At 65.7% G+C, this 20,642-nt stretch carries 24 protein-coding genes and 1 pseudogene; 6 read left to right on the top strand and 19 right to left on the bottom strand.

Annotated elements, in window-relative coordinates; genetic code table 11:
- Nucleotides 1–53: 53 nt before the first annotated feature.
- Nucleotides 54–1,349, bottom strand: coding sequence for an acetyl-CoA C-acetyltransferase (locus K5L94_RS00660; RefSeq protein ID WP_005420942.1), 1,296 nt, complete (start codon nucleotides 1,347–1,349; stop codon nucleotides 54–56).
- Between the two features lie 93 nt (nucleotides 1,350–1,442).
- On the opposite strand from K5L94_RS00660, the gene K5L94_RS00655 reads away from it, so the two are divergent.
- On the top strand, nucleotides 1,443–2,330 hold the full coding sequence (locus tag K5L94_RS00655) for a hypothetical protein (protein WP_053448458.1): 888 nt from the start codon (nucleotides 1,443–1,445) through the stop codon (nucleotides 2,328–2,330).
- A gap of 121 nt (nucleotides 2,331–2,451) precedes the next feature.
- Here the strand turns inward: K5L94_RS00655 and K5L94_RS00650 are convergent, their stop codons facing one another.
- The 4 genes from K5L94_RS00650 to K5L94_RS00635 form a co-directional block, all read right to left on the bottom strand.
- Entirely contained in the window at nucleotides 2,452–3,078 is a 627-nt protein-coding gene (locus K5L94_RS00650) for a superoxide dismutase family protein (RefSeq protein ID WP_053448457.1), read from the bottom strand.
- Between the two features lie 31 nt (nucleotides 3,079–3,109).
- Nucleotides 3,110–3,679, bottom strand: coding sequence for a superoxide dismutase family protein (locus K5L94_RS00645; RefSeq protein WP_053448456.1), 570 nt, complete (start codon nucleotides 3,677–3,679; stop codon nucleotides 3,110–3,112).
- Nucleotides 3,680–3,772: 93 nt separating this feature from the next.
- Complete coding sequence (gene ntrC, locus K5L94_RS00640) at nucleotides 3,773–5,221, bottom strand: nitrogen regulation protein NR(I) (protein ID WP_053448455.1); 1,449 nt, start codon at nucleotides 5,219–5,221, stop codon at nucleotides 3,773–3,775.
- Nucleotides 5,214–6,275 carry a two-component system sensor histidine kinase NtrB gene (locus K5L94_RS00635; protein WP_008268783.1) on the bottom strand — a complete coding sequence of 354 codons (1,062 nt, stop codon included), beginning with the start codon at nucleotides 6,273–6,275 and terminating at the stop codon, nucleotides 5,214–5,216. The genes ntrC and K5L94_RS00635 overlap by 8 nt, the downstream gene beginning before the upstream one ends.
- A gap of 139 nt (nucleotides 6,276–6,414) precedes the next feature.
- Between K5L94_RS00635 and K5L94_RS00630 the strand changes: the two genes are divergently transcribed.
- The gene (locus K5L94_RS00630; protein WP_014035516.1) at nucleotides 6,415–6,696 is read left to right on the top strand and encodes a type II toxin-antitoxin system RelE/ParE family toxin; all 282 of its coding nucleotides are present in this window, start codon (nucleotides 6,415–6,417) and stop codon (nucleotides 6,694–6,696) included.
- A gap of 13 nt (nucleotides 6,697–6,709) precedes the next feature.
- On the top strand, nucleotides 6,710–7,006 hold the full coding sequence (locus K5L94_RS00625; protein ID WP_053448454.1) for a HigA family addiction module antitoxin: 297 nt from the start codon (nucleotides 6,710–6,712) through the stop codon (nucleotides 7,004–7,006).
- A gap of 62 nt (nucleotides 7,007–7,068) precedes the next feature.
- On the opposite strand, the gene K5L94_RS00620 is transcribed toward K5L94_RS00625, so the two are convergent.
- From K5L94_RS00620 to glnA, 13 genes and pseudogenes are all read right to left on the bottom strand, one after another.
- Complete coding sequence (locus K5L94_RS00620; protein WP_008268793.1) at nucleotides 7,069–7,383, bottom strand: hypothetical protein; 315 nt, start codon at nucleotides 7,381–7,383, stop codon at nucleotides 7,069–7,071.
- Nucleotides 7,384–7,465: 82 nt separating this feature from the next.
- Complete coding sequence (mltA, locus tag K5L94_RS00615) at nucleotides 7,466–8,632, bottom strand: murein transglycosylase A (protein WP_053451220.1); 1,167 nt, start codon at nucleotides 8,630–8,632, stop codon at nucleotides 7,466–7,468.
- A 67-nt stretch (nucleotides 8,633–8,699) separates the two neighbouring features.
- Entirely contained in the window at nucleotides 8,700–9,446 is a 747-nt protein-coding gene (locus tag K5L94_RS00610) for an N-acetylmuramoyl-L-alanine amidase (protein WP_148564911.1), read from the bottom strand.
- A 590-nt stretch (nucleotides 9,447–10,036) separates the two neighbouring features.
- Nucleotides 10,037–10,504 carry a hypothetical protein gene (locus K5L94_RS00605; RefSeq protein WP_148564910.1) on the bottom strand — a complete coding sequence of 156 codons (468 nt, stop codon included), beginning with the start codon at nucleotides 10,502–10,504 and terminating at the stop codon, nucleotides 10,037–10,039.
- A gap of 76 nt (nucleotides 10,505–10,580) precedes the next feature.
- Entirely contained in the window at nucleotides 10,581–11,384 is an 804-nt protein-coding gene (locus K5L94_RS00600) for a VENN motif pre-toxin domain-containing protein (RefSeq protein WP_053448452.1), read from the bottom strand.
- Nucleotides 11,385–11,443: 59 nt separating this feature from the next.
- A pseudogene (locus K5L94_RS00595) lies at nucleotides 11,444–11,629 on the bottom strand (hypothetical protein); the annotation flags it as partial.
- Nucleotides 11,630–11,670: 41 nt separating this feature from the next.
- On the bottom strand, nucleotides 11,671–11,979 hold the full coding sequence (locus K5L94_RS00590) for a hypothetical protein (protein WP_139319640.1): 309 nt from the start codon (nucleotides 11,977–11,979) through the stop codon (nucleotides 11,671–11,673).
- 163 nt (nucleotides 11,980–12,142) lie between these two features.
- Entirely contained in the window at nucleotides 12,143–12,649 is a 507-nt protein-coding gene (locus K5L94_RS00585) for a hypothetical protein (protein ID WP_075675710.1), read from the bottom strand.
- Nucleotides 12,650–12,700: 51 nt separating this feature from the next.
- The gene (locus K5L94_RS00580) at nucleotides 12,701–13,117 is read right to left on the bottom strand and encodes an imm11 family protein (protein WP_337999997.1); all 417 of its coding nucleotides are present in this window, start codon (nucleotides 13,115–13,117) and stop codon (nucleotides 12,701–12,703) included.
- A gap of 54 nt (nucleotides 13,118–13,171) precedes the next feature.
- Nucleotides 13,172–13,732: a hypothetical protein gene (locus K5L94_RS00575; protein WP_053448449.1), complete on the bottom strand. Its 561-nt coding sequence runs from the start codon at nucleotides 13,730–13,732 to the stop codon at nucleotides 13,172–13,174.
- A gap of 125 nt (nucleotides 13,733–13,857) precedes the next feature.
- Nucleotides 13,858–15,288, bottom strand: coding sequence for an ammonium transporter (locus K5L94_RS00570; RefSeq protein ID WP_053448448.1), 1,431 nt, complete (start codon nucleotides 15,286–15,288; stop codon nucleotides 13,858–13,860).
- Between the two features lie 22 nt (nucleotides 15,289–15,310).
- Nucleotides 15,311–15,649, bottom strand: coding sequence for a P-II family nitrogen regulator (locus K5L94_RS00565; protein ID WP_004134334.1), 339 nt, complete (start codon nucleotides 15,647–15,649; stop codon nucleotides 15,311–15,313).
- 323 nt (nucleotides 15,650–15,972) lie between these two features.
- Nucleotides 15,973–17,382: a type I glutamate--ammonia ligase gene (gene glnA / locus K5L94_RS00560; RefSeq protein WP_004153533.1), complete on the bottom strand. Its 1,410-nt coding sequence runs from the start codon at nucleotides 17,380–17,382 to the stop codon at nucleotides 15,973–15,975.
- 223 nt (nucleotides 17,383–17,605) lie between these two features.
- Here glnA and K5L94_RS00555 point away from each other — a divergent pair, with 223 nt between their 5' ends.
- The 3 genes from K5L94_RS00555 to K5L94_RS00545 all read left to right on the top strand — a co-directional run bounded on the left by K5L94_RS00555 (nucleotide 17,606) and on the right by K5L94_RS00545 (nucleotide 19,905).
- Entirely contained in the window at nucleotides 17,606–18,400 is a 795-nt protein-coding gene (locus tag K5L94_RS00555; protein WP_053448447.1) for an undecaprenyl-diphosphate phosphatase, read from the top strand.
- Nucleotides 18,401–18,473: 73 nt separating this feature from the next.
- Nucleotides 18,474–19,301 (top strand): META and DUF4377 domain-containing protein, encoded by an 828-nt coding sequence (locus tag K5L94_RS00550; RefSeq protein WP_053448446.1) that lies wholly within the window; start codon nucleotides 18,474–18,476, stop codon nucleotides 19,299–19,301.
- Between the two features lie 142 nt (nucleotides 19,302–19,443).
- Complete coding sequence (locus tag K5L94_RS00545) at nucleotides 19,444–19,905, top strand: META domain-containing protein (protein ID WP_053448445.1); 462 nt, start codon at nucleotides 19,444–19,446, stop codon at nucleotides 19,903–19,905.
- A 124-nt stretch (nucleotides 19,906–20,029) separates the two neighbouring features.
- Here the strand turns inward: K5L94_RS00545 and K5L94_RS00540 are convergent, their stop codons facing one another.
- Nucleotides 20,030–20,641 carry a YbhB/YbcL family Raf kinase inhibitor-like protein gene (locus K5L94_RS00540; protein WP_164086749.1) on the bottom strand — a complete coding sequence of 204 codons (612 nt, stop codon included), beginning with the start codon at nucleotides 20,639–20,641 and terminating at the stop codon, nucleotides 20,030–20,032.
- Between the last annotated feature and the right edge of the window lies 1 nt (nucleotide 20,642).

The raw sequence follows: 20,642 nt of genomic DNA, 5'->3' as shown, positions 1-20,642 counted from the left end.
CCAGCACGCATTTCCGGTAGTCGCCAACCTCGGTTGGCGTGCTGTTGCAGCGATCAGCGTTCGACGATCGCCACCACGCCCATGCCGCCGGCGGTGCAGATCGAGACCAGCGCGCGGCCGCCGCCGCGTTCGGCCAGCTGCTTGGCGGCGGTGGCGATCACGCGTGCGCCGGTAGCGGCGAACGGGTGGCCGGTGGCCAGCGATGAACCCAGCAGGTTGATCTTGTCCGGGTCGATGCGGCCCAGCGGTGCATCCAGGCCCAGGCGGTTGCGGCAGTAGTCCTCGCTCTCCCACGCACGCAGCGTGCACAGCACCTGCGCGGCGAAGGCTTCGTGGATCTCGTAGATGTCGAAGTCCTGCAGGGTCAGGCCGTTGCGCTTGAGCATCTCCGGCACGGCAATGGTCGGAGCCATCAGCAGGCCTTCGCCATGCACGAAGTCCACCGCCGCCACGTGCGCATCGCGCAGGTAGGCCTGCGGCTCGTGGCCGTGCGCGCGTGCCCACTCTTCGCTGGCCAGCAGCACCGCGGCGGCACCGTCGGTCAGTGGCGTCGAGTTGGCGGCGGTCAGCGTGCCGCGGCCGGACACCTTGTCGAACGCCGGCTTCAGCGTGGCCAGCTTTTCCAGCGAGGTATCCGGGCGCAGGATGTTGTCACGCTCGACACCACGGAACGGGGCGATCAGGTCGTTGAAGAAGCCGCGCTCATAGGCCGCGGCCAGCTTCTTGTGCGAGGACACCGCCCACTCGTCCTGCGAGTCGCGCGAGATGTTCCATTCCTTGGCCATGTCCTCGCAGTGGTCACCCATGCTCTTGCCGGTGCGCGGCTCGGCCACGCCCGGGAATTCGGGCTTCAGTTCGGAGAACTTGAAGCCGGCGGTGAGCGCGCGGATCTTGTCGCCGGTGCTCTTGGCACGGTTGGCGGCCAGCAGGCGCGCGCGCAGCTTCTTGCCATAGACGATCGGCACGTCGGAGGTGGTGTCCGAACCACCGCCGATGCCCGATTCGATCTGGCCCAGCGCGATCTTGTTGGCCACGGTGATGATGCTGTCCAGCGAGGTGCCGCAGGCGCGTTGCAGGGTGATGCCCGGGGTCAGCGGCGACAGGCCGGAGGACAGCGTGGCTTCGCGGCCCAGGTTCCAGTCGCTGGAGTGCTTGATCACCGCACCCATCGCCACTTCACCGAGCTGCTGGCCATGCAGGCCGAAACGTTCGACCAGCGCGCCCAGCGTACGGACCGACATGCCGAGGTTGCCGACATCCGAATACGCGGTGTTCTGGCGGCAGAACGGAATGCGGACGCCACCGAGGATGGCGACGGGACGAGCGTTGGGCATGGAGATACCTGGCATGGATGAGGGTGTCTGCAACATGGCCTGCACGACGGAGCAGGCATAATGGAGCCAAGTGTAGCTGCCGCCCTGTGATGGGCCAACCGTGGAACCATGAGCAAACCCGACCCCGCGATGAATGCCCTTGGCGTGCTGGCCCTGGAACTGGCCGGCGGCGAAATCCCCCGCCAGGCGGTACTCAGCGCCGAACAGGCCGGTGAACTGGCCGAACGCGTCGGCCGCGACCTGTCCAAGCTGGTGCCGCAGGTAGCCGAGCTGGACCTGGTGTTCGCCGCCGCGCATTTCGACCCGGCCGAAGTACTGCGCCCGGGCTGGCCGATCCACCGCCGCCTGGAAGAACTGCAGATGCGTGCGCCAGGCCGTAACCAGGGCCCGCGCCTGCTGGCGTTCGGCACCGATGCCAACGGCGACGTGCCGCTGCCGTTCCAGGCCGATGCCAGCCTGGTGGGCGGTGGCCTGCGCGTGGTGCCGTTCCTGCTGACCGGCAGCGATGTGGCCACCACCAACGCGGTCGCCAATGCGCTGGAAGAAACCCTGCTGGCCAACGGCATGGCGCACGCCGATACCGCACTGATGGCGCAGAACACCTTCGGTGCCCGCATCGAGCACGCGCGCTATTTCACCGTGAACGACCTGGCCGCGATGATGTCGATGCAGTACGACAACCAGGGCCTGGCCGCGCTGTGGCCGCTGATCGAGACCGCGATCATGGCGCCGGGCGAGGACGAATGGCTCAACGCGGCGCCCGAGCCGCTGCTGCGCTACACCCATGGCGAGGCGCGCATGGCGCTGTTCGATCCGGCCGGCTGGTGCGCGCACTACAACCACGGCAACAACGACTGCGACCGCCTGAAGGGCATCTACGAGCAGTTCCTGATGCGCCAGCGGCAGATGGCCGCGGTGCTGGAAGCGCACGGCGTGCCGGTGTTGTTCGTGCACTGCGAGGCCGGGCAGGACGCGCGCGAGCTGTTGGCGCGCTGATGGTAGTGCCGGCCGCTGGCCGGCAACCCTCGGATCTGCGATTGCCGGCCAGCGGCCGGCACTACCGCTCAGGAAAAACGCCGGCTTGCGCCGGCGTTTTCCATTTCCAGCAGGACTGCCCTTACGGCGCCTTCTGGATCACCGCACACGCCAGGCGCGCGCCGGCATTGCCGGTCGGCTGGGTCTTGTAGTCGTCCGCGTCGGCGTGGACGATCAGGCCGCGGCCGATGATGTCGAAGTCATCACCCTTGCCGATGTTGACGTTGCTCGATACTGGGCCATCGATGGTGGCCACGCCCTTGTCGTCGGCCTTGATGTTGGGCATGTCGCCGCCGTGGTGCGGATCGGTGGCGACGTTGCCGTGATCCTGGTGGCCCGGGTTGAAGTGGCCGCCAGCGCTCATGCCGTCCGGCGCGCTGCAGTCGCCCTTCTCGTGGATGTGGAAGCCGTGCTCACTGCCCGGCTTCAGGCCGGTGACCTGGCCGGTCACATGGACCTTGCCGTCGACCACCTTGAAGGTGACGCTGCCCTTGGCCTCGCTGCCCTGGGTCGGCGCCAGTTCGGCGGTGGCCGACGCATCGGCCACGGGTGCAGCTGCCGGTGCGGGGGTTGCGGCCGGTTCGGTGGTGGCGCCCTCGGCCGGAGCAGCCGGCGGGGTTTCAGCCTGCGGCGCGGCAGGCTGCTGGCCGCAGGCCGCCAGGCCCAGCGCGGCGATGGCGACAAACAGCGAATTGTGGATCAGACGCATGCAATCTCTCCCTGGATGAAGCCTGCAGTGATCAGCGGACAACCCGGATCACGCCACAGGCGATGCGGACGCCGGCATTGCCGGCGGGCTGGCTGCGATAGTCGTCGGCGTTGGCATGCACGACCAGTGCACGTCCGGCGATATCGGTGGCGGCGCCTCCGCCAAGGGTAACCCCCTTGAGGTGGATATCGACGTTGGCGCGGCCCTGGGCATCGGCACGCAGGTTATCCATGTCGCCCAGGTGGTGCTTGCCGGTGCCGGCGCGGCCATGCGCGGTGCCACCGGGGTTGAAGTGGTTGCCGGCGCTGCTGGCATCCACCGCGCTGCAGTCGCCGCGCTCGTGGATGTGGAAACCGGCCTGCTGCATCGGCTGCAGGCCACCGATCAGGCCGGTGATGTGGACGCCACCCGGCTCCACCATCAGCGCGATGCGGCCACTGACGATGCTGGCCGAAGCCGGCGACAGATTGGCCTCGGCCTGCTTCGCGGCGCTGACCACGCTCGGCGGCGGCGGGGTGGGCTCGGCCTTCTTCGGTGCACTGCCACAGGCAGACAGCAGCGCGGCGGCGGACAACGGCAGGATGGCAAAGGACAGACGCATCGAAGACTCCTTGCAGGTAACACTACGGACGGCATCGTCCACGAACGATCAACGGTTCGGCAAGCGGGCGCGAGGATCGCGTGCAGGGACCGTTCAATGGCCCCCGCGGCGGCGCCCGGCGCCCAGCTTGCGGGTGAGGGTATTGCGGCCGAGGCCGAGGCGGGCAGCGGCTTCGGCGCGGCGGCCGTGGGTGATCTGCAGCGCGGCCTCCAGCAGGGCATGGTCGACCCGCTCGCGCACCTGCGCGTGCAGCCCCTCCACGCCTTCGGCCAGCTGCCGGCGTGTCCATTCAGCCAGCAGCGCTTCCCACTGCCCCGGGTCGGCTGCGTTGGTACTGGTGCGGCGGCCGCGTGCACGGTTCAGCGCGGTATCGACATCAGCCACGCCGATGGTGTCTGCAGCGGCCAGCGCGGCCATCCGCCAGCACACATTTTCCAGCTCGCGTACGTTGCCTGGCCAATCATGCTCGCGCAGCGCCTGCAGGGCGGCGGCGGTCAGGCGTTTCGGCGGTGTATCCAGCTTGCGCGCGGCGGCGGCCAGGAAGGTGCTGGCCAGCTGCGCGATGTCCTCGCGGCGCTCGCGCAGCGGTGGCAGCTGCAGGCGCACCACGTCCAGGCGGTGCAGCAGATCGGCACGGAACTTTCCTTGTGCGACCAGGCCTTCCAGGTCCTGGTGGGTGGCGGCGACCACGCGTACATCGACGCGGATCAGCTCGCGGCCACCGACACGGAAGAACTCGCCCTGCGCCAACACGCGCAACAGGCGGGTCTGCAGCGGCAGCGGCATGTCGCCGATCTCATCCAGGAACAGCGTGCCGCCGTTGGCCTGCTCGAAGCGGCCGATGTGGCGGCGCTGCGCACCGGTGAAGGCGCCGGCTTCGTGGCCGAACAACTCGCTTTCCAGCAGTTCGGCGGGAATCGCCGCGGTATTGAGCGCGACGAACGGACCCTGCGCACGCGGCGATTCGCGATGCAGCGCATTGGCCACCAGCTCCTTGCCGGTGCCGGTCTCGCCGGTGATCAGCACCGCCAGCGGCGCCTGTGCCAGGCGACCGATGGCACGGAACAGCGCGCGCATCGGCGGGGTATCGCCCACCAGTTGCGGTGGCTGGTCGCTCGGGGTTTCGGCGGCGGGCGTGGGCGTTGCCATGGCCGGTGCCACCGCCGGCAGCACGCGCTGCGCCAGCGCCACCGCATCGTCCAGGTCGAATGGCTTGGACAGGAACTCATGCGCGCCGCCGCGGAACGCGCCGGCGGTGCTGGCCACATCGGTGTAGGCCGACATCACCACCACCGGCAGCTGCGGCAGCGCAGCCTTGAGCTTGTCCAGCAGCACCAGGCCGTCGTCGCCCGGCATGCGCACGTCGGTGAACAGCAGGGCCGGCGGCGGCCCCTCGCCCAGCGCCTGCAACGCCGGGGCGGCGCTGTCGAAATCAACGACCTGGTAGCCCGCTTCGCGCAGCGCGGTGCACAGCACGAAGCGCACGGCGCGGTCATCGTCGACCACCCAGATGCGCTGTGCGGCGGTGGAGAAGTCAGACATCGCGCGGGGCCTCCTCGGCCGGGGCGGCGCCATTGCCGATCGGCAGCAGCAGGGTGAACACGGTATGGCCCGGGCGCGAGCGGTAGGTCAGCGTGCCGCGATGCTCGCGCGCCACCTGCTGGGCCAGCGCCAAGCCCAGGCCAGTACCTTCGGCGCGGCCACTGACCAGCGGCAGGAACAGGTGTTCGGCCAGTTCCTCCGGCACGCCCCGGCCGTCGTCGGCGATCTCCAGGCGCAGCGCCAGCGTGTGCAGCTGTTCGGCGATGCGCACGCCATGCTCCACGCGGGTGCGCAGGGTGATGCTGCCGGCGCCGGCCTGGATCGCGTTGCGCACCAGGTTCCATACCGCCTGGGTGAGGCGGTCGGCGTCGCCGTGGAATTCGGGAATGCTGGGGTCGTAGTCGCGCTGCAGGCGTACCGCCCAGCCGGCCTCGTTCTCGGCCAGGCGCAGCACGCGCTCCAGCGCGGCATGGATGTTCAGTTCGGCATGCGGCGCGGCCGGGGCCGGCGACAGCAGCTGGTCGAGCAGACCGTTGAGGCGCTCGATCTCCGAGCCGATCAGCTCGATCAGCTCGCGTTCACTGGCATCGCGCTGGGCCGCGCGACGGGCCAGCAGCTGCGCCGCGCCCTTCAGACCGGCCAGCGGGTTGCGCAGCTCGTGGGCCAGCCCCTTCAGCGCCGCGCTGAGCGCGCTGGGCAGGGCCTGGGTGGGATCGAGCCCAGGGAATTCATCGACCGGGTGCGCCTCCAGCAACCAGCCGCCATCGTCGCGGCGGCTCATCCAGCCCTCGGCGAAGCGCGGCGCCTCGCCGGGCACGGCCAGCGCCAGCCGGTTCAGGCGCAGGCTGTCGCGCTCATCACGGGCCAGGAAATGGGCCAGTGCCTCGCCCTGCACTTCCAGTGCGGCCAAGGGCCGACCCAGCAGGCGTCGCGCGCTGACGCCCAGCCAGCGGGCGAAGGCCGGATTGCAGCCGGCAATGCAGCCATCGGCGCCGGCCCAGGCCAGCGGCGTGCCCAAGGCATCGAGGGACGGCGGGGGTGCGGGGTCGGACATTGCACCAATGTAGTGCAAAACGCGGGTCCAGCATCAGATCGCATCGAATGCGTCGTCAGCCGTCGCGCCCAGGAATTACGCCGCATGCTTGCCGAGGTGATACTAACGCATTACGATACTATCGCCACACGTTACCAACATGCCGATCCAATCATTTGCCTGCAAACGTACGCAGGCACTGTTTGATGGCCATCGCGTGCAGAGATGGCGCCACATTGAAGCTGCCGCGCTGCGAAAGCTGGCCATGCTCAATGTGGCAGCCGATCTGCGGGATCTGCGTCTGCCGCCAGCGAACAGACTGGAGTCGCTGCATGGGGACCGGCGCGGCCAGTACAGCATCCGCATCAATGACCGGTTCCGGCTGTGCTTTGTCTGGTCCCGGGAAGGTCCTGCCGAGGTCGAAATTGTCGATTACCACTGAAGGAGTCGTGCGAGTGCGAACCGTCCCCTACCCCGCTCCCGGCGAGATCCTGTTGCATGAATTCCTGGAGCCTTTGGGTATCACCCAATACCGGCTGGCCAAGGCAATTGGCGTCTCACAACGCCGGATCGGCGAGATTGTCTCCGGGGATCGCGCAGTCACTGCGGACACCGGGCTGCGCCTGTCCCGTTACTTCGGCGTCTCGGACAAGTTCTGGATCGGCCTGCAGGCCGACTTCGATGCCGCGATGACCAAGGAAAAGCTGGCCGACGTGCTTGCCCGGATAGAACCCTACAACGCGGCTGCCTGAGCCTTGGCCCGGGGTCAGAGCCCTTTCCCTTCGGAAAGGGACCCGAACCCGGGTGGGCAGCGTTACACCGGGTAGCCGGTGGCTTCCCGGGCTTTCTTCCATGCGCTTTCGAATTCGCGCGCGGAGATCTCGTCGTCCTCGTCGAAATCGAGGAACGACACCGGCTGGTCGGCCAGCAGGAAGCGGTCATCGCTGTGGGCATGCTCGTCGGCCCAGACCATCTTGGTGCCGTAGATTTCCACCTGGCGCACGATCTTCTCGCCTCGCGCTTCCATCAGCACGTTGCCCTTGCCCAGGCCCGATTCGGCCCAGTGCTTGTAGTACTTCTTGGCGGCGGATTTCGCGCCGGATCTTGCGTTGTGCTTTGCGTAGGTCATTGCAGGGGTCCTGGCCGCAGGTGCGGCCGGAAAGTTCGGAATGGCGCCATTATCAGGCATCCGGGGGGCAGATCCCTGCCACCTACTGCGGCAGCGCTACGCCCTTCGGCCACAGCATCCAGATGTTGCCCTTCTGCTTCATGTCACCGGCCAGCTTGCCGGCGGCATCGCCACTGCCCCAGTACAGGTCCGCGCGCACTTCGCCGGCAATGGCGCCGCCGGTGTCCTGCGCAGCCACCGGGCGCACCACGGGCGTGCCGTCCGGGCGGGTGGTGGACAGCCACAGCAGGCTGCCCAGCGGCACCACGGTGCGATCCACGGCCACGCTGTAACCGGCGGTGAGTGGCACGTTCAACGAGCCACGCGGGCCTTCCGGGCTGTCCGGGTTGCGCACGAAGAACACGTAGCTGGGGTTGCTGCGCAGCAGTTCCGGCACGCGCGCGGGGTTGGCCCGGGCCCAGGCACGGATCGCGTCCATGGTGACGTCTTCCTTCTTCAGTTGGCCCTGGTCGACCAGCCAGCGCCCGATGGCGCGGTAGGGGTGGCCATTCTGTTCCGCATAGGCCAACCGTACCTGCGTGCCGTCAGCCAGGCGCACCCGGCCGGACCCCTGGATCTGCAGCAGTTGCAGGTCCATCGGATCGGTCAGCCAGGCCAAGACTGGCGCCTTGGCCCCTTTGCTGGCAATCGTGCCGGCGTCGTCATACGGCTTGAGCACCTTGCCGTCGACACGGCCGCGCAGCCGCTTGCCCTTCAACTCGGGGTAGAGGCTGTCCAGCTGCACCACGACCAGGTCATCGGGCGTGCCGTACACCGGCACCGTCGCGGTGGCCGTGCGGGTGAGGCTGCCGGCGTAGATCGGTTCGTAGTAGCCGGTGATCAGGCCATCGGCCTGGTGGCCCCCGGCGCGCAGCGCGTAGACATCGAGGTCGCGCTGCAGGAACTGGCGGATCGCGGCCGCGTCCTTGTCTGAAACCGCCGCTGCGGTGGCGCAGGACCTGGCCCAGACCGCATCGGTCTTCAGGCGGGTGCAGCTGCTGCGCCAGGCAACAAAGCCGGCCTGCAGATCGCTGTCGGAGACCGGCGGCAGTGCGCTCCATGCCGCCTTGGCATAGGTGGCCGCAGGCGGCGTGACCGGCGTCGGCACTTCGGATCCGGTGCGGGGAGCGGTGGTGGAGCAGCCGGCGAGCGCGGCCGCTGCCAGCAGGATGCAGTGCCTGCGCTTGAAGAAGGTGGCGGAATCGATCATGCCGCCATGGTGGCGGGCCGGCCGCTGGGCGGCAACCCAGCGTGGGGTCAAGCGTTCATGCGCGTGGTCACGGCATCTGCAGCAGCAGCGAGTGCAGGATGCGCGCGTCTTCGGCATCCAGCGTCTTCGGCAGGTCGTCGCGGCCACGGAAGCGGCGGTGGAACGCGGCGACGGTGGCTTCGCGGTTGTCCAGCGGATAGCCGAAGCGGGCCAGCGCGTTCCACGCATCGAAGCCTTCCGGTGCGGCACCGTCGGCCGCGCGCGGCCAGACGCCGAATCCGGCCTCGGCCAGCTGCTGCCAGGGGAAGAAGCGGCTCGGATCCTGCTTGCGCGTTGGCGCCAGGTCGGCATGGCCGATCACCTGCCGCGGCGGAATGTTCAGACGGGTGGTGAGATCGCGCAGCAGCACGATCAGCGATTCGATCTGCGCCGCACTGAACGGGCTGCGGCCATCGTTGTCGAGCTCGATGCCGATCGAGGCTGAATTGAGATCGGTGATGGTGCCCCAGCGCCCGGCCCCTGCGTGCCAGGCGCGGCGCTCATCGGCCACCAGCTGGTAGCGATGGCCATCGGCGCCGATCAGGTAATGCGCACTGACCGGCCCGCCGCTATTGGCGGTGCGCAGCGTACGCAGGCTCTGCTGCACCGATTTCTGCTCGGTGTGGTGGATGACGATGATGACCGGCGTGCGCGCGTTCTGATTGGGTGATGGCACCCAGGTGGCGAGCGGGTTGTGCTGCACGGGCGCGGTGGCGGTGCAGGCCGAAAGGGCCAGGGCCAGCAGTGTGGGAGCCAGGAGGCGGGGGCTGATCATGGGCGGATTGTAACCATGGACTGCAGCCATGGTTCTTCGCTTCGTGCTGATCGCTGGAGAACTGGGGAGCTGTCATGCAAAAAACTCAATAACGCCCCCCGCCTCATGCCCAAATCTCAAACTCCAATCCGAATAGCCAAACGCCCAAGTTCCTCATCACCTACATTCAATCCACTGTAGACGTTGACGATATTTTTGAACGAACCGTCATCATGCATAACCCATACCCCCACCGAATCTTTAGCTTCCGCATGATCCCAATATTAGTCAGAGTCGAAAACAATCGATTGCGGAATACCCAAAGAATCTGACAGATCCGAACGAAATTCATCAAAACCAGAAGAACGCTCAATCGAGAACTGGAAGGAGTCCAGGCATCATCTCAATTAATTTTTCCGATCCACGCGGATTACGCAACTCCAACAACCTCACCCTGGAGGACGCATTCTGCACGCCAGTCGCCAACCGTTATCGACTCGCCATCCAGCTAAGTGCACGAAACGGACTCGGCCATGCGGTCAATCCATTCCAACACCGTGGACACGTAAGCTCAAGGGACAGCACCCATAAGAACTCAAACGCCCAGAACCCTATGCCCTCACCTTTCCAACCGACTCCATCCACTCAGCCCAGACAGAGGAATCATTCAGACAACCGGAATCACTTAAAGGCGACATGAGACGAACAATAACTTCGAACAGCGGAAGATCCTCACCAGATCGATCAAAAATCGCCTCAAGGAATACCATCATTACCGAGAACGCATCTGGCAACGTCAAGCACTCGCCCGACGAATTAATTTGTGCGCTACAAAATTCAGAATTGAGAGCACTCCCCGCGGTGGCAACCTCTGCAAATGCATCACGCCAGTCATCCCACATTGCCGGATCATTGGGCACGCCATTCGCCCATAGAAATGACCCTCCCGAAGATAACAGATCAACAAGAGTGTCCTGCCCACCACCCCTCTTCATATATTTTTGAAGAAACACGCACATCAACACATATGCAGCCCGGACGGAAATTCTTCCGACATCTTTCACATCACTAGCACTCATTTCGTGACCTTCTTTTGAACTGGCTTTACGGGCGATGAAAATCCATATTCCTGATGATAAGGCAGCGGATTCTTATTTATCCAGCCATTAACTTCCGCCCCTTTTCTAATCTGAACCCATACCTGAGTTCCGTGAGCTCGTCATACGCACGTGTCACAGAGTCCTTGCAGGCTTGGACATCGCCTCCCTTTCCACCACACGCGGCCCGCTCGGACTCCATGAGTGCGATTTCCTGCCTGCTCAGCCAGTTGTTCTCAACCGAGTTCTTGGCAATCCCCGCAATCAACGCGATCCCGGCCAGATCCTGTCCCGACAGCCCACCCGCCAGCGCACCCACCGCCTGCGACAGCGCCAGCACCATCTCCTTCTGCTCTGGGCTCAGCTTGGAGGGGTCTCCGCCGGTCAACGTATTGGTCAGTACCTTCGCGGCCAACTCGCCGCCGGCCGCGGACACCGCTCCGGTTCCCGCATTGCCACCATTGGCTTCCGCCAGCAGCGCACCCAACACCGCATGCGACAGCAATTGCAGAGTCGCATTGGGATCGCTGCCGTGGTTCGGGTCCAGCTTGCTGCCGATGAAGTAAGCGGCATAAGGCGCCAGCGCATTGGACGCGACCTGGCCCGCGCCCCGCCCCGCCACACCACCCACCAGCACCGTCGTCACTGCGTTCAGTGCACGGTTGTACTCGCCGCCCGTGCCCCACTTCTTCGCATTGTCGCAGTCCGGGCTGTTTGGGGTCAGTACCGCATCGCGTTGTTCCGCGCTGAACGTGTTGAACGCCTTCTTCTGTTCCGTTGACAGGCCGTCGTAGTACGTCTGGGTTGCCTTGTTGCTCTGATAGGCCTGCACATCCGCGGCAACCTGCTTGCTGGTTGGCATCAGGCATGGCCTCCAGCGCACGGTATGCCGCCGTCGCATCGGTGTTGATGCCCAGCTCGACTGACCGGTCCACCGTTGCCCGCAGTACGCAGAGTACGCAGGCGCTGCTGCACCGATTTCTGCTCGGTGTGGTGGATGACGATGATGACCGGCGTGCGCGCGTTCTGGCTGGGTGATGGCACCCAGGTGGCAAGCAGGTTGTGCTGCACGGGCGCGGACGTCACCGGTGGTCGTGCTGTCCACACAGGGACAGCACGACCTGGTCAGGCCAACGCCGGCGTGCCGCTCAACTTCGAAAGAACGACAGGTTGTACAGGAACAGGCCCCAGACCGCGATCGCGAGTGGGATCTCGCAGAACGCGGAGCGGTGCCGCAACGCCATCCGGATGAACATCACCACGGTCAGCATGGGCTGCCCGAAGAAGCAGACCCAGAAGAGCGCTTCTACACCTGGCACAGTGGACAGCTCGTAGATTCCGAGGGAGTTGTCGGTGTTCCGATTGAAAGTGACCGCCCCCCAAAGGGCGAGCAGGAAAAGCCAGGCCAGTGCACTGGCGCTTGATAGAAACAAGGCCCGTCTACCTGCGACACTCATTTTCGTCCCCATTCGGGTTGATCGAACCTGTACCGATCAATGACCGATGCACATGCTGCCTGGAGCAGACTTCCACGATCCGCTACTCATGCCCGCCATGTCGCTCCTTCGTGCAGCGCACATGCGCGGGAACATCAGGGTGCCGGAGCCACGCAGCTGTCATTCAGTACTCCGGTCCAGTATCCATCTCCGGTTCGAAGCAGCCCCCAACCTGGGTGAACAATCGGATCGCCTCTTCATCCTCGGCCTCGTACTCGATCGCGAACGGCATGGGCGGACGATGCTTCTTCCGCGGATTCATACTTCGAAACACTGCATAGCCCTCAAGCACAGCCAGTATCTGGGGTCGCGTCAACAAGACAACGTCCTGAGAGTTCCATCGCGAATGCACCAGGAAGAAATCGGCCGCCCGCAGGACAGCATGTCCCTCTCCATAGTGGACGCATGCGCTGCCCTCGTCACCGTTTGTGGGCGCAGCAAAGGCACTGCGGGTCCGCAGTTCGCTTCCGCGCCCGAGATGACCGAAGTCTCCATCCAGCCACGCTGCGATTTCACCGACACCCCGTCCCTGCCCATGGTGTACCACCGGCGCGTCACCGATCTTCTCTTCGCTGGATGGAACGTGGCAATCGCCGGTCCAGTAGGGAAAGAGAACTGCCTGGATAGTCATTCGAAACCCATTCCCTGCTGCCGCAACGGAAACCCCTGTCCCACTTCCGGTCTACCCGACCTGCTCGAAGATCACGTCAGTCACGCCAGCCCACTCAAGGCGTGACTTCACTTCCCCACTGACGATCAGTGCGGCACCGAATCCGCCAATCCTGAAAATATGCCACGAGCCCACTTTCCCGCCACCCAGAGCCAGCTTCGCAAACGCGCGATACTGCCCTGCGAGATCAGGTCTCACGGGATCATCCCGCTCGAACCTCTCGAACTCGGAGCATGATTCGCCGACACAGTCGACGCAGGTTTCGACAATCAATGCAAAGTAGCTTCCCCGCGTGCGCTGGCCTTCAATCACGACAGGTTCCATTACGGCATTCGCATGGAGCCCGTCGACTTCTGGCGGACCTTCCAGTGCGCTACGGGACCGGGCACTCACGATGGCAACGGGACAGGACACCTTGATCCAGAGCATAGCTTGAAGGAAAAAGGCGTCTTCTGCGAGCAATCGTTCACACGTGGAAGTGCTTCAGCCGATGGGAAATGCCGGCCCACGGCTCCAGGGTACTCCGGCGTCGGAGAACATCCGTTCGATCTCATCGTAGAATCCTGGATGAAAGGTCGTCTCATCGCTCGACTGCGAACGCAGGTAACGCGAGACCAGATCCAGGCACAGCTCCGTCGCTTCCATGTAGGTATCCAGCCAAAGAACCTGCCCCTCGTCGGAAAGCTGATCCGGACGGACAACCGAGAGCTTTTGGCAGAAGGCATCGATGCTGGGAAACCCCAGATCTGCCAGCAGGTCGTGGTAGGTCAGCCGCCACAGACCGGAGGAAAGGCAGCGATAGGTGAGCTCCACGGCAAAGCTCCAGCGTTCTCGATCTGCTGCGCCAGCCACGCCGTCCACAAACGCATGCGGACTGTAGTCGCCCAGGGTCAGCAGGTAGACATACCATTCGATGTCTTCCATCACTGCTGCGGAAGTCGCCTGGATCACACCTGCTCCGTTCTGTAGTCCATCGAAGTCGTTGGTGGCGAACACGCACACCTGCAGACAGCCATTGAAGCAGGAACGGTAGAGCCACGCCATGCGTGGCTGAGTCGCCGACAGTGCCAAGCAAGCTTGGCACCTACCAGAGCAGTAGAAGTGCCGACCAACGGTCGGCACCCACAGTGGCGGCGGCAGGCGGCCCCGCAGGGCCGCTCGCCGATACCTCAGGCCTCGTAGGCGGACTCGCCGTGCGAGGTCACATCCAGGCCGGTGCGCTCTGCTTCCTCGGTGACACGCAGGCCGACCACGCTGCGCACCACCAGCAGGATCAGCGTGGTCACCACCGCCGACCACAGCACGGTGAGGCCGACGCTGACCACCTGCACCCACACCTGATGGGCGATATCCAGATCGGCCTTGGTGCCGCCCAGCGACTGTGCGCTGAACACACCAGTGAGGATGGCACCGACGATGCCGCCGACACCGTGCACGCCGAACACGTCGGCGGTGTCATCCACCTTCAGCAGGCGCTTGAGACCGGTCACACCCCACACGCAGACCACGCCGGCGACGAAACCGATCACGATCGCGCCAAGCGGACCGACCGTTCCGCAGGCCGGGGTGATGCCAACCAGGCCGGCCACCGCACCCGAGGCGGCGCCCAGTGCCGACGGCTTGCCCTTGCCGATCGCTTCCACCAGCGTCCAGCCAAGCACGGCAGCGGCGGTGGCCAGCACGGTGTTGAGGAAGGCCAGCGAAGCCACGGTATCGGCCGCAGCAGCGGAGCCGGCATTGAAGCCGAACCAGCCCACCCACAGCAGCATCGCGCCGATATAAGTGAACGGCACGTTGTGCGGCTTCAATGCGGTCTGGCCGTAGCCCAAGCGTTTGCCAACGAACCATGCGGCGACCAGGCCGGCCACGCCCGCATTGATGTGGACCACGGTGCCGCCGGCGAAATCGATCGCACCCAGTTCACCCAGGTAGCCACCACCCCAGACGATGTGCGCCATCGGGATGTAGCTGAGGGTGAACCACAGCGCCGAGAACAGCAGTACCGCGCGGAACTTGATGCGTTCGGCGAAGGCGCCGACGATCAGCGCGGTGGTGATGCCGGCGAAGGTCGACTGGAAGGCCACGAACAGGTAGTCCGGCAGGCCCTTGATCGGCGTGTTGCCGACCGAGTCGGGGGTGAAGCCCTTGAGGAAGGCGAATTCGGTGAACGAGCCGAAGAACGGATTGCCGGCGCTGAACACCGCGCTGTAGCCATACGCCACCCACAGCAGCAGCACCAGCGAGAACACCACCAGGATCTGGCTGAGCACCGACAGCACGTTCTTCGAACGCACCAGGCCGCCATAGAACAGCGCCAGCCCGGGCACCACCATCAACAGCACCAGCAAGGTGGAAGTGAGCATCCACGCGACGTCGCCGCGGTCATAGGCGGCAGCCGCTTCGGCCACCGCAGGTGCGGCGGCCGCCGCAGCCGGGTCCTGCAACGACTCAACCGCAACGGTTTCGCTGGGCAGCGGTGACACCTGGGCCTGGGCGTGGGCACTGCCCGGCCATGCCCCGGCGGCCAGCGCGCTGAGCAGCATCAACAGGCACACGATATGGAACCGGGCTTGCCACCCGGTGAGAAGGCGCATCTTCATGGGGGAATCTCCGGAAGGGGGATTACAGCGCGTCGGCACCGATCTCGCCGGTGCGGATGCGGATGACCTGTTCGACGGCGGTGACGAAGATCTTGCCGTCACCGATCTTGCCGGTGCCGGCCGACGACTGGATCGCCTCGATCACCGCATCGGCACGCTCGTCGGTGACCACGGTTTCGATCTTGATCTTGGGCAGGAAGTCGACGACGTACTCGGCGCCGCGATACAGCTCGGTGTGGCCCTTCTGGCGGCCGAAGCCTTTCACTTCGGTCACGGTGATGCCCGACACGCCTGCGTCGGAGAGGGCCTCGCGGACCTCGTCGAGCTTGAACGGCCGGATGATGGCGGAGATCAGTTTCATGCGCATGTCCCGAGGGTGGATGGGGCCAGCGCGCCAGCGCGCGTTGGCATCAGGCAACCACCGGCCATCAGGATGATGGCCGCGGCTGTTGCACCGGACACGTACAGGGCCGGGACGGCCGTGCCTCTCTCCTTGCACGACCGACGCGGGAGGGAGGGCGGCCCTGGTCGCGTATCCGGTCTCTCTCTTGCCCCTGGATCAGGGGTCAGAGCCCGTTCGTGAACGAAAGGGATCCGACCCCGATCTGACCGCGGCTCCCCAGCCGCGAAGTCGGAAGCGATGGCGGCGGGTGGGAGGGGGAAGCCCACCGCCATCGCCACCGGTCAGCTGGCGTAGTACAGCTGGTATTCCAGCGGGTGGGTGGCCGCGCGGAACTTGGTCACTTCCTGCATCTTCAGCGCGATGTAGCCGTCGATGAAGTCATCGCTCATCACGCCGCCGGCCTTCAGGAACTCACGGTCCTTGTCCAGCGCTTCCAGCGCCTGGTCCAGAGAGGAGCAGACCTGCGGGATCAGCTTCTCTTCTTCCGGCGGCAGGTCGTACAGGTCCTTGTCGCTCGGTGCGCCCGGGTCGATCTGGTTCTTGATGCCGTCCAGGCCGGCCATCATCAGCGCGGTGAAGGTGAGGTAGCCCGACTGGATCGGATCCGGGAAGCGCATTTCGATGCGGCGCGCCTTCGGGTTGGACACCCACGGAATGCGGCACGAGGCCGAACGGTTGCGCGCCGAGTAGGCAAGCATCACCGGGGCTTCGTAGCCCGGCACCAGGCGCTTGTAGCTGTTGGTACCCGAGTTGGCGAAGGCATTGATGGCCTTGGCGTGCTTGAAGATGCCGCCGATGTACCACAGCGCCAGCTGGCTCAGGCCGCCGTAGCCGTCACCGGAGAACAGGTTGGTGCCGCCCTTGGACAGCGACTGGTGCACGTGCATGCCGCTGCCGTTGTCGCCGACGATCGGCTTGGGCATGAAGGTGACGGTCTTGCCGTTGCGGTGCGCGACGTTCTTGATCACGTACTTCATGCGCAGCAGTTCGTCGGCCTTCTGCACCAGGGTGCTGAACTTGGTGCCGATCTCGCACTGGCCGGCGGTGGCCACTTCGTGGTGCTGCACTTCCACTTCGATGCCGACCTGCTCCAGCGTCTTGCACATTTCAGCGCGCAGGTCGTGCAGGGTGTCGGTCGGCGGAACCGGGAAGTAACCGCCCTTCACGCCGGGACGGTAGCCGCTGTTGGCGCCGTCGTACTTGGCGCCGCTGTTCCACGCCGCTTCTTCCGAGTCGACCTGGAAGAAGGTGTGGCCCATTTCATTGGCGAAGCGGACCGAGTCGAAGATGAAGAATTCCGGTTCCGGGCCGAAGAACGCGGTTTCGGCGATGCCGGAGGACTTCAGGTAGGCCTCGGCGCGCTTGGCGATGCCGCGCGGGCAGCGGCCGTACGGCTGCATGGTGGCCGGGTCGAGGATGTCGCAGCTGATCACGATGGTCGGATCGGCGTAGAACGGGTCGACGTAGGCGCTGGCGGTATCCGGCAGCAGCACCATGTCCGATTCGGCGATGCCCTTCCAGCCGGCGATCGAGCTGCCATCGAACATCTTGCCTTCTTCGAACAGCGACGGCTCGACGATGCTGACCGGGAAGGTCACGTGCTGCTCGACGCCACGCATGTCGACAAAGCGCAGGTCGACGAACTCGATCTGGTTGTCCTTGATCAGCTTTTCTACGTTTTCCACGGACATCGGTACGACCTCGGATGGGGATGAATGCCTGCTGAGGTACAGCAACGACCGTGCCAACTTTTCACTGGCTGCAAGTCATTGATTTCAAACAGGGCGCCCCGTCGCGGTGCAGAACGGTCCGCACCAAACGGGTGCGCCCGCCACCAGACGCACCCGTTTGGTGCAGCAGGGATCGTCTATCCTCTCGACCTTCTTCCTTCCGCCGCGCGTGCACGCACCGTCCATGTCCGACCTGCTCTCCGCCCTGCTGCTGGGCATCCTCGAAGGCCTCACCGAATTCCTGCCGATCTCCAGCACCGGCCATCTGCTCATCGCCCAGCACTGGCTGGGAGCCCGCTCGGACTTCTTCAACATCGTCATCCAGGCCGGCGCGATCGTGGCCGTGGTGCTGGTGTTCCGCCAGCGCCTGCTGCAGCTGGCGACCGGCTTCAACCAGCGCGAGAACCGCGACTATGTGTTCAAGCTGGGCGCCGCCTTCCTGGTCACCGCCGTGGTCGGCCTGGTGGTGCGCAAGGCCGGCTGGTCGCTGCCGGAAACGGTCAGCCCGGTGGCCTGGGCCCTGATCATCGGTGGCGTCTGGATGCTGCTGGTGGAGGCCTACACCGCGCGCCTGCCCGACCGCGACCAGGTGACCTGGACGGTGGCGATCGGCGTGGGCTTGGCGCAGGTGGTGGCCGGCGTGTTCCCCGGCACTTCGCGCTCGGCCTCGGCGATCTTCCTGGCCATGCTGCTGGGCCTGAGCCGCCGTGCGGCCGCCGCCGAGTTCGTGTTCCTGGTCGGTATTCCCACCATGTTCGCCGCCAGCGCCTACACCTTCCTGGAAATGGCCAAGGACGGAAAGCTGGGCAGCGAGAACTGGACCGACGTGGGCGTGGCGTTCCTTGCCGCTGCCGTCACCGGCTTCGTCGTAGTGAAGTGGCTGATGGGCTACATCAAGTCGCACAGGTTCACCGCCTTCGCCATTTACCGCATCGCGCTGGGCGCGGCGCTGCTGCTGTGGTTGCCGTCCGGCAGCTGAACAGCGCCGGGGCCCGGCAACCCCGTTGCCGGCCCTACCCCGTTTCCCCCACGGTTCCCCAAGGAGAATCACCATGAACCGCAAGCTCACCCTGCTCCTCCCGCTGGCCCTGATGGCCGCCTGCAGCCAGACCCCGGCCCCGGCCGGCACTGGCGGCGACGACGTGGCCCCGGCCGCGGCCAAGGCAGCAGACCAGCAGACGCTGGCGCACCTGGATGCGCAGCGCCTGCAGAGCCAGCACTGGCTGCTGCAGCAGGCCACCGCCGCCGACGGCAAGCGCATCGATGCGCTGTTCGCCCGCGAAGACAAGCCGGTCACCCTGGACTTCGCTGATGGCCGCCTTTCGGTCAGCAACGCCTGCAACCACATGGGCGGCAGCTACACCCTGGCCGACGGCAAGCTGACCGTGGGCGCGATGGCATCGACGATGATGGCCTGCACCGACAAGGCGCTGATGGCGCTGGACGAGGCTGTGTCGAGCCGCCTGCAGGGCGAGCTGAAGGCCGAGCAGGATGCCGGCGGCAAGCTGACCCTGACCACCGCCAAGGGCGACGTATTGGTGTTCAACCCGGAGCCGACCGCTGAAACCCGCTACGGCGGCGCCGGCGAAACCGTGTTCCTGGAAGTGGCGGCCAAGACCGAGAAGTGCTCGCACCCGCTGATCCCGGACTACCAGTGCCTGCAGGTGCGCGAGGTGAAGTTCGACGACAAGGGCCTGAAGCAGGGCGAGCCGGGCAAGTTCGAGAACTTCTACGGCAACATCGAGGGCTACACCCACGAAGACGGCGTGCGCAACGTGGTGCGCGTGAAGCGCTACGAAGTGAAGAACCCGCCGGCCGATGCGCCGTCGCAGGCATACGTGCTGGACATGGTGGTCGAGTCGGCCGTCGAGAAGAAGTAAGACGACAGAAGGGCGGCCGAGAGGCCGCCCTTCTTCATGGTCGGTAGGGCCGGCCGCTGGCCGGCTGCCCTGCGCGGCACCGCCAACACACGGATGTTGCCGGCCAGCGGCCGGCATTACCCACGTGCATCGGGAGATCGGCATGAAGCACGTCCCCGTCCTCATCATTGCGGCACTGCTGGCCATGTCTGCGGACGTGGCCGCTGCCAGCACGCCCGGCATCGATCAGCTTGAAGCACACCTGTGGCAACTGGTGCGCGCCACCGACGCGCAGGGCCGGCGCATTGACGCGTTGTTCGTCCCGGGCCACGCGCCCTACACGCTGCGCTTCCGCTCCGGTTTCATGAGCGAGTTGAACCTGTGCAACCACGCCAGCAGCCAGTACCAGCTGCAGGGCAATCACTTGAACCTGCGCAACGGCGTGCAGACCACGGCCGAGTGCATCGATCCGAAAATGACCACGCAGCAGAAGCGCGCGCGAATGCTGATGCACGGCGGAGGGTCGGCGCCGATGCTCGAGCTGGGCGAGCGGGGCACGCTGACGGTGCGCAACGCGCAGGGCGATACCGCGGTGTTCGAACCGGCATCGCTGCCGGAGGAATGAAAAGGGCGGCCGGGTGGCCGCCCTTCCCGTCGGTGGTAGAGCCGGCCGCTGGCCGGCTGCCATGGGCGACTGCGGCAACACACGGACGTTGCCGGCCAGCGGCCGGCACTACCCGACAACAGCCTCAGCCCAGCGCCGGGTTCAGCGTGTAGGTTCCGTGCAGTGCCGCTTCGGCCAGCACGTGACCGTGCATGGCTCGATACGCGTCGGCGGCGGTGAAGCGTGCCGGCAGCTCCAGCGAGGCCACGTCCAGCGCGAACACACGGAAGAAGTAGCGGTGCACGCGCTCGTCGTTGAAGGGCGGATAGGGACCGTCGTAGCCCAGGTAGTCACCGGCCATGTCCGGATTGCCGGCAAACCAGCCGGTGAAGTCATTCAGGCCCTGGCGGCTGCCGTCCGGGCCGGCCGGCGCGGGCTTGCCCTTGACCACGAAGCCGTCGCTGCAGCTGCCGGCGGCAATCTCCTGCACCGTGGCCGGGATATCGGCCATCACCCAGTGCACGAAATCACAGCGCGGCTGGTCACGCGGCACGCTCATGTCGCTGCGGCCGACCGTCTCCGGCACGGTCGGCACGTCCGGGTCGACGCACACCAGCAGGAACGAACGGGTGCCGGCCGGCGCCCCGCTCCAGGCCAGGTGCGGGTTGCGGTCCGGGGCGAAGCCGTTGGCGTCGCCGGCGGCGAACGCGCGGTCGATCGGCGCGCCGTGGGTCAGGCTGTTGCTGCTCAGCTGCATT

It is taken from the genome of Stenotrophomonas forensis (assembly GCF_028752115.1).
Lineage (GTDB): Bacteria > Pseudomonadota > Gammaproteobacteria > Xanthomonadales > Xanthomonadaceae > Stenotrophomonas > Stenotrophomonas forensis.
Note: the sequence above shows the minus strand (reverse complement) of the source record. Positions and strands in the feature narration are given on the sequence as shown.